Origin of the sequence: Paenarthrobacter sp. CM16 (genome assembly GCF_013179505.1) — a bacterium.
Taxonomy (GTDB): domain Bacteria; phylum Actinomycetota; class Actinomycetes; order Actinomycetales; family Micrococcaceae; genus Arthrobacter.
Genome location: NZ_JABMCX010000138.1, coordinates 1 through 12,596 on the forward strand (window position 1 = coordinate 1; position 12,596 = coordinate 12,596).

Annotated in this window: 12 protein-coding genes and 1 tRNA gene; 2 read left to right on the forward strand and 11 right to left on the reverse strand. The window is 63.3% G+C overall.

Features of this window, described 5'->3' with window-relative positions; genetic code table 11:
• From HP499_RS13295 to HP499_RS13325, 7 genes are all read right to left on the reverse strand, one after another.
• On the reverse strand, positions 1 to 948 hold a 948-nt coding region (locus HP499_RS13295), incomplete at its 3' end, for a glycosyltransferase (RefSeq protein ID WP_172324522.1).
• Complete coding sequence (locus HP499_RS13300) at positions 945 to 1,607, reverse strand: acetyltransferase (protein WP_172324523.1); 663 nt, start codon at positions 1,605 to 1,607, stop codon at positions 945 to 947. The genes HP499_RS13300 and HP499_RS13295, both read right to left, overlap by 4 nt.
• On the reverse strand, positions 1,604 to 2,770 hold the full coding sequence (locus HP499_RS13305) for a DegT/DnrJ/EryC1/StrS aminotransferase family protein (RefSeq protein WP_172324524.1): 1,167 nt from the start codon (positions 2,768 to 2,770) through the stop codon (positions 1,604 to 1,606). Before HP499_RS13305 ends, HP499_RS13300 begins: the two co-directional genes overlap by 4 nt.
• Positions 2,767 to 3,786, reverse strand: coding sequence for an NAD-dependent epimerase/dehydratase family protein (locus HP499_RS13310; RefSeq protein WP_172324525.1), 1,020 nt, complete (start codon positions 3,784 to 3,786; stop codon positions 2,767 to 2,769). Before HP499_RS13310 ends, HP499_RS13305 begins: the two co-directional genes overlap by 4 nt.
• Complete coding sequence (locus HP499_RS13315; RefSeq protein WP_172324526.1) at positions 3,783 to 4,892, reverse strand: Gfo/Idh/MocA family protein; 1,110 nt, start codon at positions 4,890 to 4,892, stop codon at positions 3,783 to 3,785. Before HP499_RS13315 ends, HP499_RS13310 begins: the two co-directional genes overlap by 4 nt.
• Before the next feature lie 58 nt (positions 4,893 to 4,950).
• Positions 4,951 to 6,633, reverse strand: a complete 1,683-nt coding sequence (locus HP499_RS13320) for a sugar transferase (RefSeq protein ID WP_172324527.1) — start codon at positions 6,631 to 6,633, stop codon at positions 4,951 to 4,953.
• Between the two features lie 251 nt (positions 6,634 to 6,884).
• A complete protein-coding gene (locus tag HP499_RS13325; protein WP_172324528.1) occupies positions 6,885 to 7,142 on the reverse strand; it encodes a hypothetical protein in 258 nt (85 codons plus the stop codon).
• 39 nt (positions 7,143 to 7,181) lie between these two features.
• On the opposite strand from HP499_RS13325, the gene HP499_RS13330 reads away from it, so the two are divergent.
• The gene (locus HP499_RS13330; RefSeq protein WP_017200923.1) at positions 7,182 to 7,415 is read left to right on the forward strand and encodes a DUF5703 family protein; all 234 of its coding nucleotides are present in this window, start codon (positions 7,182 to 7,184) and stop codon (positions 7,413 to 7,415) included.
• 3 nt (positions 7,416 to 7,418) lie between these two features.
• Here the strand turns inward: HP499_RS13330 and HP499_RS13335 are convergent, their stop codons facing one another.
• Positions 7,419 to 8,579, reverse strand: coding sequence for an acyl-CoA dehydrogenase family protein (locus tag HP499_RS13335; RefSeq protein ID WP_172324529.1), 1,161 nt, complete (start codon positions 8,577 to 8,579; stop codon positions 7,419 to 7,421).
• Between the two features lie 24 nt (positions 8,580 to 8,603).
• Positions 8,604 to 9,908 carry a M20/M25/M40 family metallo-hydrolase gene (locus HP499_RS13340; protein WP_172324530.1) on the reverse strand — a complete coding sequence of 435 codons (1,305 nt, stop codon included), beginning with the start codon at positions 9,906 to 9,908 and terminating at the stop codon, positions 8,604 to 8,606.
• A 267-nt stretch (positions 9,909 to 10,175) separates the two neighbouring features.
• On the opposite strand from HP499_RS13340, the gene HP499_RS13345 reads away from it, so the two are divergent.
• Positions 10,176 to 10,258 (forward strand) — tRNA-Leu (locus HP499_RS13345).
• Between the two features lie 210 nt (positions 10,259 to 10,468).
• On the opposite strand, the gene HP499_RS13350 is transcribed toward HP499_RS13345, so the two are convergent.
• Entirely contained in the window at positions 10,469 to 11,395 is a 927-nt protein-coding gene (locus HP499_RS13350; RefSeq protein WP_172324531.1) for a MaoC/PaaZ C-terminal domain-containing protein, read from the reverse strand.
• Positions 11,392 to 12,596, reverse strand: a 1,205-nt coding sequence (locus tag HP499_RS13355; RefSeq protein ID WP_172324532.1) for a 3-oxoacyl-ACP reductase, incomplete at its 5' end; no start/stop codon positions are given. The genes HP499_RS13350 and HP499_RS13355, both read right to left, overlap by 4 nt.

Here is a 12,596-nt window from a genome sequence, read left to right on the forward strand (position 1 = left end):
CAAGGCATTGGCCCGGTGAATGTTCCCGGGCACTTCGTGGAGGCATTCGATGAACTTGCGCAGTTCAACAGCGGACTCCACCGGGCCGCCCCTGTCCATTTCCCTGAACCCCAACTGCGCGGCCTCCTTGCTGAGGGCACACTTGGCCCGCCGCACCTGCCGGGCCCGGATCTCCGGATTTCCCGGAAACCGCGAGTCCTCAAGGACCCTGAAAGCCGCCAACCGGTGCTTCAGATCCACCGCGGCCGCTGCGAACTCGGTTTGGTGCATGTTGGCACCATGGACCCGGTAGAAAGCCTGCACCGGCCCGTTGATCCGGCCCACATCCCAGGAACCCGCAGCCCGCAGCCAATACTCCAGGTCCCCCGAGTGCGGCAGGGTGGTGCTGTAAGCACCTACAGTGAGCACCGCCGCCGTCCTCATCACCGCCTCGGGCGAGAGGATGAAGTTCCTGCCCCTGGCGCAGGCCAGTGAAATCCACGCCCGGCCGCCCCAAACGGTCCACGTGCTGTGTTCATGGGCGGCAGCCGCCGGAGGCCTGTCCGTGAAGTCCCGGGGAAGGCCGTACACCATTCCCACCTTCGGATTGGCTTCCATCAGTGCCGCAGCCCGGGCCAGCGCCCCGGGGGCTATCAAGTCATCCGCGGACAGAAGCGTCACGTACCGGCCCCGGGCCCTGGAGAGGCCGTCGTTGTACGTTGCGATGTGACCCAGGTTTCTTTCGTGAAGCACCACGCTGATCCGGGGGTCCTCGGAGGCCAGCCGCCACGCCACGGCGGCGCTGCCATCAGTGGAGGCATCATCGACCACGATGACCTCGACGTCCACGCCTTCCTGTTCCAACGCGCTGGCAACAGCCTCAGGCAGGAAGTGTCCGTAGTTATAGCAAGGCACCACCACTGAAACACTGACCGGGTGGCGCAAGGGAACGGGCCGCATCAATTTCATTGGATGCCCTCCAATGCAGGAGAATTTCCCCGCCGGATCACCCGTGCCGGGACCCCTGCCCAGGTCTCCTCGGCCGGCACGTCGCTAAGAACCGCCGCACCCATGCCGATCGTGGCATTGGCACCGATCGAGGTGCGCTCGCGGACGCTGGCATTCATCCCGATGTAGGCGGCACGGCCAATATGCACGTTGCCGCCCAGGGACACTCCGGAGGCGAAGGTGGCAAAGTCGCTGATGTCGTCATCGTGGGTGAAGGTCACCCCTGGCATGGCCACTACATGGGTGCCGATGGTCACGGAGGCCGTCATGCTGACATGGGCCAGGAGAATGCTGCCCTTGCCGATCATGCAGCCTTCGGGTATTTGGACGGAGGGGTCGATCGCTGTGGCGTAGCGTTCTTCATCCAGGCCGAGGGTCCGGAGCCGCATCACCACAGCTTCCCGCCCGGTCCCCGACCCTATGCATACCAGCAACAGTGCATGGGGGAATTTCAGGGCGTCCCGCACTGGACCAAGGACGTGGGCGCCGTCCACCACCCGCCCCAGTTTGTCTTCGTCGTCGTCGAGGATTCCCACCACGTCAAAGGGCCCGTTGCTGCGAACCATCGCCAGGACTTCCCTGGCCAGGCCGCTGGCTGCGATGAGGAGAAGTTCGCTCATGTCAGTGGACCCGCTGCCCGAAGCACTGAATCGATGACCCGGACTTGGTCATGCAGTGAAAGCTGGTGGTAGAGGGGCAGGATGATTGTGTGGTCCGTCAGCCATTCTGTGGCCTGCAAGGACGCGTCGCCGGTGTCTTTTCCGGCGTATGCCGGTTGACGGTGGGCTGCCATGATTCCGCGTCGGGCAGAGATGCCGTCCTCGGCCATTACGGACATCAGCCCGTCCCGTCCCAGGGGAAAGCCGGGTCCGACTTCAAGCCAGCATGATTGGAAATTGCTGGTTCCGTAGTCCGGGTCGCTGACCAGCCGGAGCCCGTCAACACCTGCGAAGGCGTTGGCGTAGGTGGCGGCCAATTCCCGCCTCCGTTGGATGACCTCGTGGAGCCGGCCCAGTTGGACGAGTCCGACGGCGGCCTGAAGATCGGTCATGCGGTAGTTGAACCCGATCTCCAGGTACTCCTCCGGGGGAGCAAGAATGCTGGCATGCCGCTCGGCAGCAGAGACACTCATGGCGTGTTCCCGGAGGCGGCGCGAGGAATCGGCGACGTCCCGCCGTGAGGTGGAGAGCATGCCGCCCTCCCCTGTGGTGAGGACCTTTCGCGGGTGGAAGGACCAGGCCGCCACTTCCGCTCCTGCCCCCACAGGCCGGCCGTGGTATCGGGATCCAATGGCACACGCAGCATCTTCGACCACGGTGATCCCCAGGGGATCGCACAGCGCGCGGAGGGGAACCAGGTCAACGGGCACCCCGCCTTGATCAACGGCGATTACAGCTTTGGTGGCCTGAGTCAGTGCTGCCTGCACTGTCTCAGCGGTGACACAGCCGGTCAGGACGTCGACGTCGGCAAAGACCGGACGCGCTCCCACATACGTTGCCGCATTCGCTGTGGCGATGAAGGAGAACGATGGCACTACCACGTCATCCCCCGGGCCCACCCCGGCGGCCACCAGGGCCAAGTGCAGTGCGGTGGTGCAACTGGAAGTTGCCACGGCGAAGCCTGCCTGTTGCACCTGGCAGAACGCTTCCTCGAATTCGCGGACCTTGGGACCTTGGGCTACCCACCCTGAGGCGATCACCTCGGCCACTGCCTGGGCTTCCTCCACGCCCAGCCACGGCTTCATGACATCGATGCGTGCCAAGTGGAGCCCGGAGGTTGTCATCTTGCACCGCCTACCGTGGCGTCACTGTGGCTGGTGGTCCGCGTTGCGGCAATCTCTTCGCGCAGCGGCCGCCACCAGGCAACCAGCGAGCGCAGTCCATCCTCCAGGCCCACCGCAGCCTCGAAGCCGAGGTCCTGGCGTGCGGCCGAGGTATCGGCCAGGCGACGCGCCACACCGTTGACCGCCCTTTCCGGTCCATGCTCCAGGTGCAGGGGGGACTCCATGACATCAAGCAGCGTCCGGGCCAGTCCCGCGAGGCTGGTTTCGGTTCCGCTGGCCACGTTATAGACGCCCTCGGTGATGTTGCCGGCTGCCGCCAGGACGTTGGCCCTGGCTACGTCGGCGGTATGAATGAAATCCATGGTTTGCTGCCCGCTGCCGAAGACCAATGGCGGACGGCCATCGACGATCCGCTCCATCCAACGGACCAGCACTTCGGTGTAGAGCCCGTGTACGTCCATCCTTGGGCCGTAGACGTTGAAGTACCTCAGTGCCACGTAGTTCAGGCCTGACATCGCCCGAAAGCTCCTTGCCATTCCCTCGTTGAAGGATTTGGCTGCCCCGTAGAACGTGTCGTTGTTGTGATGGTGGTGGCGTTCGGTGGTTGGAAATTCTTCGGCCATGCCGTAGACCGAGGCACTGGAGGCCAGTACGAGCTTGTCCACAGGGTGTTCGGTGGCGGCTTCGAGCACGTTGAACGTCCCGTCCACCAGTACTTCAAGAGCCAACCGTGGTTCCTCGGCGCATTGGGTGATCCGGATGGCTGCCTGGTGGAACACCAGGTCTTTGCCGCGGGTGAGGTCGTGCACCAGGTCGCGGTCCCGCAGGTCACCATCCACCAGGTCCACCCGTTCACTGGCCAGGGCATCCTCCAAGTTTGCGAGGCGTCCCCGCACGAGGTTATCCAGGACGTCCACGTGCGCCGCACCGGCGTCGAGCAGTTGGTCTACCAGGGTGGACCCTATGGTTCCGGCGCCACCGGTGACCAGGACGTTGGCGCCCAGGAGGTTTTTCACCGTGCAACCTGGAGGTTGACTTCGTTGCCGGCCACCACGGTGGACTGCCCGTCGGTGCTCAGGCTTTGGGTGACGGCTTCCAGTACGGACAGGACACGGAGCCCGGATTCACCGCTGGTACGGGGCATCGTGTGGTTACGAATGGAGGACGCCAGCTCCGCCACCACCTGGCCCAAGGGCTCGCGCTCCTGCAATGCCGGCGACCACGTGTCCCCCAAGCGGTAGGAAATGGCGGAGGTCCGCTTGTCAGCTGCGGACCTGGGCTGCTGTTCCAGGCTCACGCCGCGGTCGTAGACGCTGAGGCGCTGCTGCGGATTGAGGTCATCCCACACGAGGGTCCTCTTTGACCCTCCGATGATCATCTGCCGGATCTTGGTAGGACTGAGCCAGTTCACGTGGATGTGGACCATGGCGTCGTTGGGAAGCCCAAAGGTCAAATGTCCCACGCAGTCACGGCCGGTACCCAGCGGATCTGCCCCATGGGCCGCTATCTCCGTGGGATGCAAGCCGCCCGGCAGCACGAAGTCCAGGATGGAAAGGTCATGGGGGGCGAGGTCCCAGAAGACGTTGACGTCCGGTTGGACCAGGCCCAGGTTGATGCGGACCGAATCGACGTAGAGGATATCGCCCAATGCCCCGGTGGCTACAAGCTCCTGGATCTTCAGGACGGCCGGGGTAAAACAGTAGGTGTGGTCAGCCATTAACACCAAGCCCCTGGCTTTGGCTTCCTCAACCATTTCCAGGCCCTTTGCCCGACTGTCCGCCAGCGGCTTCTCCACCAGCACATGCTTCCCCGCCCGAAGCGCCGTCATCACCACTCCGTGATGGGTATGTGCCGGCGTGGCCACCGCGACGGCGTCCAGGTTATAGGTGTCCAACAGCTCATCCAAAGACTCGACGACGGCCACCCCGCCCACCGTTTCAGCGAGCCTGAGACCCCGTTCCACGTCAAGGTCGCAAATAGCCACCAGGTCCCAATCGGGGCTGGCTTTCAAGTTCCTGGCAAGATTCGGACCCCAATATCCTGCCCCCACCACTGCAATGCGAAGCTTTGGCCGCAGTGCGTGGCCGTTCAGTTGTCCTGATGGAATAGTTCGTATGCTCATTTCCCACTCGACTTCTGTGTTGAAAGCGCGGTTCTTGTCAGGTACTGCGTAGCGTTCACTAGTAGGCGCCGGACGGTCGGGTCATGGCCCGGAATGTCCGCCACATGATCATGAGGTCTCCCGCTATGGACCAGTTCTCCACGTAGTAGAGATCCAGCCGGACTGCCTCGTCCCAGGGAAGGTCCGAGCGCCCATTGATTTGCCACAAGCCCGTGATACCGGGTTTGATCAGCAGCCGCCGGTGCGTATGGCGCTCGTAACCGCTGACCTCCCGTGACAGTGGCGGCCGGGGCCCCACCAGGCTCATGTTCCCCATCAGGACGTTCCAGAATTGTGGAAGTTCATCCAAGGAGTACTTGCGCATCCACCGGCCGCACCGGGTGATGCGGGGGTCGCCGCGGATCTTGAACAGGACCCCGGCGCCCTCGTCCTGGTTGCTGAGGGCTTCCAGGTGCGCTTCGGCGTCCACCACCATGGAACGGAACTTCAGCATCTGGAAGGTGGTGCCCTGCTTTCCGATCCTCTCCTGCTTGAACAGGACAGGTCCGGGGCTGTCTGCCCGGACGATGACGGACAGAATGAGCAGGATCGGGGCCAGCACGAGCAAAGCAGCTGAAGACACTGTGATGTCCATTAGTCGCTTCAATGTGTGCTTGCCACCGGAATAATGCGGAATGTCTACATGCATCAGGGGAAGGCCCTCGACGGGTCGCCAGTGGATGCGGGGGCCCGCCACGTTGGTGAGGGTCGCGGCCAGGACCAACTCAGCCGCGTTTTCCTCCAGTTGCCATCCCAGTTCCTGGATGAACTGATTTCCACCAGGCACCGGGCCGGCGACGATCACCGCGTTGGCACCGGTCTGGCGGACGGTATGGGCAACCCCGTAGATGGAGGCCAGGACCGGTACGCGCAGGTGGTCCACTGCCAGGACAGTACCGCGCCGCGCCCCTGGGAGGCAGGCGCCGAGGATGTCGTAGGCGGCGCCGGACTTTCGGTTGATCTGCTTGATGACGTACCTGACGTCCTGGGGTTCGCCAACAACGATTGCGCGGGAAAGGCAACGGCCCCTGGACTTTTCGTGGCTCAGCCAGCGGCGGAAGCCCCATCTGCTGCCCGTCAAGGCCACCAGGCCCAGTGGCAAGGAAACCAGGACAAATGAGCTGACGGCCTCCAAACGGAAGACCACCGCTACGGTGCCCAGGAAACCGAAAACCCGGAAACTGGCCGAGAGAACCCGTTTGTATTCCTCCGGGCCGACCCCAAGGACTTTGGGATCCCGGGTTCTGTACACCTCCAGGGCCGCCACCCAGACAACTCCGAGGACCAACCCCATCACCAAGTGGTGGACCTGGGCCGGCGTGGCGGACGATGCAGCCATGGCATTGGTATTGAGTGCTATCCCGGCGACGACTGCCCCGGCAACCAACGCCGTGTCAGCCAGCCGGAGGCTGTTGGTCAGGAAACGTGTCCACGTCAAACGGTCTCTGAACGGTGCCTTGGCCCGCTCGCGGCGGTGGGTGACTGGCGGCGATATGGGGTCCAGGGTGACATCCGACCTCAACGCCGCCAGTCCCGCCTTTTCAGTCCGCTGTGCAGCAGCGGACTTGCCAATCCAGGGAGACACAGGCGGATTGACGTCGGCCACGGCAGGCGGAACTGGGAACGCTGACCCCGCGGGGGCATGCGCCGCACCCTGGGGTGCCGCTACCTTGCCTGATCGCAAGACTGGAACTCTAACCATGTCAGCCCTCTTTGCAGACCTGCCGTTGCCTACCTATCAGTGAAGCCGCGGCAATCCGGAGGCGCACCAGTAGTCGATACTCAACTTTGGGCAGGATTACCTGCCTCCCCTACGTGCGAGTACCTACGTGGGGATGCCGGGACTACGTGCAGCGGTGACTAAAAACTCCGGAAATCCGGGCGTGGAAGGCTACAAACGGGACGAACAAAGCACAAAAAAACCGGCCACCGAAGTGGCCGGTTGACGGGTTCCTAGTCCTCGACGATTTCCAGGTCTTCGTCCGGTACCTCGTCGTCTTCCTCTTCCTCGTCATCGAAGACCTGGAGCGGAGTAACTTCGGAATACGCCTCATAGAGTGCATCTTCGTAGACTTCGAAGGCGTCGGCAACGGCGAAGAACGCGGACTCAACGTTGGGGTCGCCCTCGCCGCGACGGGCGGATGCGGCAGCCAGATGTTCTTCAAGGGCGGCGGTCAGTGATTGAAGCGCGACACGCGGATCGATGCTCATGACTTCACGTTAGCCGGAAAAGGACGAAAATGGAGAGGGATGAGAGAACAATTTCCGGGTAGCTCCGTAGAGCGCCAAAGAGACTACGCACGTCAGTACGAGTACCTCGTCCTGACGGTGGGACCTGACGATTCGCTGCCCGAGGCCCGGCGCCGGCTCGCGGAACACTCCGAGTACGGCAAGTGGGAACTCGAACGCAGCGTGCTCTATCTTGGCGGCGGCCGCCGGTTTTGGCTGCGCCGCAAGGTGTATTCGGTGCAGCGGACCGTATAGTCCCTAACTTTCCAACGGCCCCAACCAGGCGTTGGCAACGGTGTTGTGTGCGGATTCGTCATTGGATGGATGGAAGATACCCGCCAGGACGTCCCGGTAGAGCCGTTCCATCTCCGAACCCCTGAAATAGCTGGAGCCACCTGTGACGCGGATGGCCAGATCCACCACGTAGCGCGCGTTTTCAGTGGCCCGCGATTTCAGGCCCACCAGCCGGGGGAACCACTGGGTTCCGTGATCCACCAGGTTGTCCACGTCACGGGCAAGAGCGGAAATCTGCGGTGCGATCCCATCCATGGCCAGCGCGGCGTCGGCCACCTTCCACCGGATATCAGGGTCCTGGGCGAAGCTGCGTCCGCCGTGCTTGGCCGACACCCGGCGTTTGACGTTCTCCACTCCAAGAGTGAAAGCACGCTGCGCCACGCCCGTGTACACCGCGGCGAGGAGCGTTTCGAAGCACGCGAAAATGGCGAAGATCAACAAGTCCTTGTTGGGGCCGACCGGGAGCTTGCGGAAGATCCGCTCTGCCGGGATCACGGCTCCATGCAGGAGCGTAGTGTTTGAAGCGCTCGCCCGCATTCCCAAGGTGTCCCAGTCGCTGAGGGTCTCGTGCCCGGGCTCGTCACGGCGAAGAAAGCCGAAAACCAGTTCGCCCTCGCCTTCCCTGGCGGCGGAGTCCTTCCCGAAGGTGCCCAATCGGGTCCAACCACGGGAGAGGCTGGTGAAGATCTTCCGGCCAGTGAATCTGTAGCTTCCGTCGGGTAACGGTTCCGCGGTGGTGCCGGAGTCGAACAACATGGAATCGTTGCCCGCCTCAGAGATGCCGAAGGCGAAAACTTCCCCTTGTCCCGCTTCCTTGAGGACGAAGTCCAACGAGCTGTCCCCGCGCGCGGCCATGACCTGCGCGACGCCGGTCCACACCAAGTGCATATTGATGGCCAACGCTGTGGCCGGGGCGGCCGTGGCCAGCCGTTGCTGCAAGGTCGCTACCGCTTCGAGACCGAGTCCGAAGCCGCCGTCGGATGCGGGTACGAAAAGCTTCAGGTATCCGGCTGCAGCCAGATCCTGAAGGTCCTCATGGAAGAACTCGTTGTTTTGGTCGTAGGCGGCAGCACGGCCGCGCAGTCGCTCAAGCAGGTCGTCGGGGAGGATTTCCTCAGGAGCCATCACCAGGCCTCCTTCCGTTGTGGTCTAGTAGTTGCTCAGCAGCCTGTTCAGGACGCGGGCGCCGAACTGGAGGGACTCGGCCGGAACGCGCTCATCAACACCGTGGAACATGCCTGTGAAGTCAAGCTCATCGGGGAGCATCAGTGGAGCGAAGCCGTAGCCCGTGATGCCAATCTTGCTCAATGACTTGTTGTCCGTGCCGCCGGAGAGTGTGTAGGGAAGGACCTTCGCGCCGGGATCCTCCGAGTGCAGGGCGTCGATCATGGAGTCCACCAGGTTGCCGGCAAACGGCACCTCCAGGGAGACGTCCTTGTTGACGTAGCTGATGTCGATGCCCTCTCCCGCCAGTTCCTTGATGGTCTCGAACACCAGCTCCTGCTGGCCGGGCAGGGTGCGGCAGTCCACAAACGCCTCGGCCGACTCCGGAATGACGTTGTGCTTGTACCCCGAACGCAACAGCGTGGGGTTGGAGGTGTTTTGCAGCGTCGCACCCACAAAGCGGGCCACTGTGCCGAGTTCCTTCAGGATGATGTCCGGATTATCGGGGTCGAACTCCACCCCGGTCAGTTCAGTGACGCCGTCCAGGAACTGGCGTGTGGTGGGCGTCAACTCCACCGGCCACTTGTATTCACCGATCCTGGTGACGGCAGCTGCCAGGCGGGTGACGGCGTTGTCGGTATTGATCTGGGAGCCGTGGCCCGCACGGCCGTGCGCCACCAGCCGCAGCCAGGAGAGGCCCTTCTCGGCTGTTTGCAACAGATAGGTCCGCTGACCGCCGATGGTGGCCGAGAAGCCACCCACCTCCGATATGGCCTCGGTGGCGCCGTCAAAAAGCTCACGCCGGTGTTCGATCGCGTAGCGGGCGCCGTAGGTGCCGCCTGCTTCCTCATCGGCGAAAAACGCGAAGATGATGTCGCGCTTGGGTTTGCGGCCGGTCCGGGCGAAGTCGCGCATGACCGAGAGGATCATGGCGTCCATGTCCTTCATGTCCACGGCGCCACGGCCCCAGACCAGCCCGTCCTTCAATTCCCCGCTGAAGGGATCAACGCTCCATTGATCCTTGAGGGCGGGGACAACATCCAAGTGTCCGTGGACCACCAAAGCATCGGCCGAGGGGTCCTCGCCCGCCATTCGGGTGACGACGTTGGCGCGTCCAGGGGCGGATTCGAAAATCTCCGCCTCGAGGCCCACCTCGGTGATAAGGCCGGCCGTGTACTCGGCTGCCGCGCGCTCTCCCGGTCCGGAATCGTCCCCGAAGTTGGAGGAGTCAATACGGATCAGTTCCTGGCAGATCCGGACAACTTCATCTTCGGGGCGGATGACAGACATGGAAACTCTCCTTGCGTGGCTGGGCTGCAGTCTCGGCGATGTGCACTGCGGCTTTGGCAGCGTGACCATCGCGTATGCCATCAGCCTACTCATCGGGCGCGCTCCCCGTCAGGAATGCATGGCGCCGGAAGTCCCCGGGTGTCCCCCGGCGCCCGCCTGACCAGCGCCGATTTTTCCGCCGCCGGAAACCGTGTTAGAGTTTTTCTCGCTGCTTCGGAGGAAAGTGAAGCACCGGAAGGTGCAAAACGGCTCATCCGAACACCACCTGCGCGGGTGGCGGAATGGCAGACGCGCTAGCTTGAGGTGCTAGTCCTCGAAAGGGGGTGGGGGTTCAAGTCCCCCTCCGCGCACTATCGCAAGGCCTGGAATCCACGGATTCCGGGCCTTGTTTTGTCTCCCGATCATTCCCTCTTGCTACAGGGCGCCCGCCTGGCTGCAGGTTTTGAGCCCGAGGCATCAGATCAGGGTTAACGACGACGGCCGCGGCCACCCCAAGGTGACCGCCGCCGTTCGGTTTCCGGAATTTCAGTTTCCGGAACGTTCCGGCCTGATCAGCCCGTTCATCCGAGCGCGGCCACAGCGCCGGTGAAGTGGCGACGACCGCTGCGGGCATTCCACGCTACGTACTCCGAACGTTCCCAACTTCCGGAACCTGACTGGACCGTGGAAATATCCACGGCGACGCGCGCAGGAAGGAACACTGGCGCTTCAAAGGCGACGTCCCAGGTAAAGGAGTCAGCTTTGACGGCCCCCACATCGGCCAGCGCGCGCGAGGCCAGGTACATGCCGTGGGCAATGGAACCACGCAAGCCCAATGCCTTGGCGGAAAGGACGCTGAGGTGGATCGGGTTGAAATCGCCGGAGACTGCGGCGTAGCTTCGCCCCGTGTCCAAGCCGAGTTGCCACAGCGCGGTGGGGTTTGGAGGCGAGAAATCAGCGGATGCCGATGCGCCGTTCGTAGTTCCTGCTTTGTCGATGCCCGGCAGGAAGACACCCTTGGCCAGATAGGTGGAGACACCTCGCCACATCAGTTCGCCGGTAGTGCCGGAATGGACTTCCGCCACAACATCCACCTGGGTTCCTGCCTTGTGGCCCGCGAGGTTTTCAGCCCGGGAACGGACGTCCAAGGCCTCCGAGAAGGCAATGGGCACACGTTGTTCCACATGGTTCTTCAGGTGGATCATGCCCAGGAGCGGCAACGGGAAATCATCCCGGTTCATGACGCTCAAAGACACCGGGAAGGCCAAGGCATGAACGTATCCGGCCGGCAGGGTGTCACTTGCCGTCTCCCCTACCAAGTGTTGGTAAGCGGTCAGGTTTCCCACGTCTGCCCGGACGTTTCTCACTTCATGGCTGACCGATGGCAGATGATGCTGGTCCGTTGATGCTCCCAGCACCCGGCGCCGCGCAGCGGTGGCCGCCGCATTGACGTAGAGCTTGGACAGCGAGGGCAACTCCCCCAGGATGACTGGTTGGGGCTTGGTCATGCTCCCACCAATTGTTGCCCGCAGACCCGGAGCACCTGGCCGGAGATTCCGCCTGCGGCGTCACTGGCCAGGAAGGAGATGGTCTCGGCGACATCCCGGGGCTGCCCTCCCTGCTTGAGGGAGTTAAGCCTCCGGGCAGCCTCGCGGATGGCAAAGGGCATCCGCGCCGTCATCTCCGTTTCAATGAAGCCGGGGGCCACTGCGTTGATGGTTCCATCGAAGGCTGCCATCAGGGGGGCCGTGGACCTCACCATGCCAATGACGCCGCCCTTGGAGGCGCCGTAATTGGTTTGGCCCCTGTTTCCGGCGATGCCGCTGGTGGAAGCAACCGACACGATGCGTGGTGCGTCCTTGAAGTGTTCAGAGGCGAGAAGGGCCTCGTTGATGTTCAATTGGGCGGCAATATTGACTGCGATGACCGACTGCCACCGGCTTTCGTCCATGTTCGCCAGCAGCCTGTCGCGGGTGATTCCGGCGTTGTGCACCACGATGTCAAGCCGGCCGTGGCGTGCCACGGCGTGCTCGATGATTCGGTGCCCGGCGTCGTCGCGGCTGATGTCGAGTTGCAGGGCCGTGCCCCGAACCTCGTTGGCAACTGCTGCCAGGTGGTCCCCGGCCGCCGGAACGTCCACCGCAACTACAATAGCGCCGTCGCGGTGCAGCGTGCGGGCGATGGCAGCTCCAATACCCCGGGCCGCCCCGGTGACTACTGCGACCTTGCCTGCCAGGGGCTTATCCGGGTTGCCCGGCAAAGAACCGGACGTTGATCCCACTGTCAGGAACTGTCCGTCAACGTAGGCCGAACGCCCGGACAGGAAGAACCTGAGTGCGCCCAAGGCTGAGGGACTGGTGGTGGCGAGGTCGTCGTCGAGCAGTATGCCGTTGGCGGTGGAACCGGCGCGCAGTTCCTTGGCCAAGGACCGAACAAGTCCATCAATGCCCTGGCGCGCAGCAGCCACGGCAGGGTTTGCGGCCGACTGTGGCGTCCGGGAGATGGTGACCACGCGTGCGTTGGTGCTCAGATCCCGCAGCGAAGTTCCTGCCGTCAGGACGGGCTTGGCGAGGTCACCGGGATGCTGGACGGCATCCAGGACCACAATGATGGCGCCAAGCTTTTCCTTGGGCAAGGCATTCCGCCGGACGTCAAGACCCCATCCGAGGAGCGTGGTGGCAAGGTCGTCGGCACCTGCGCTGTCCCCGT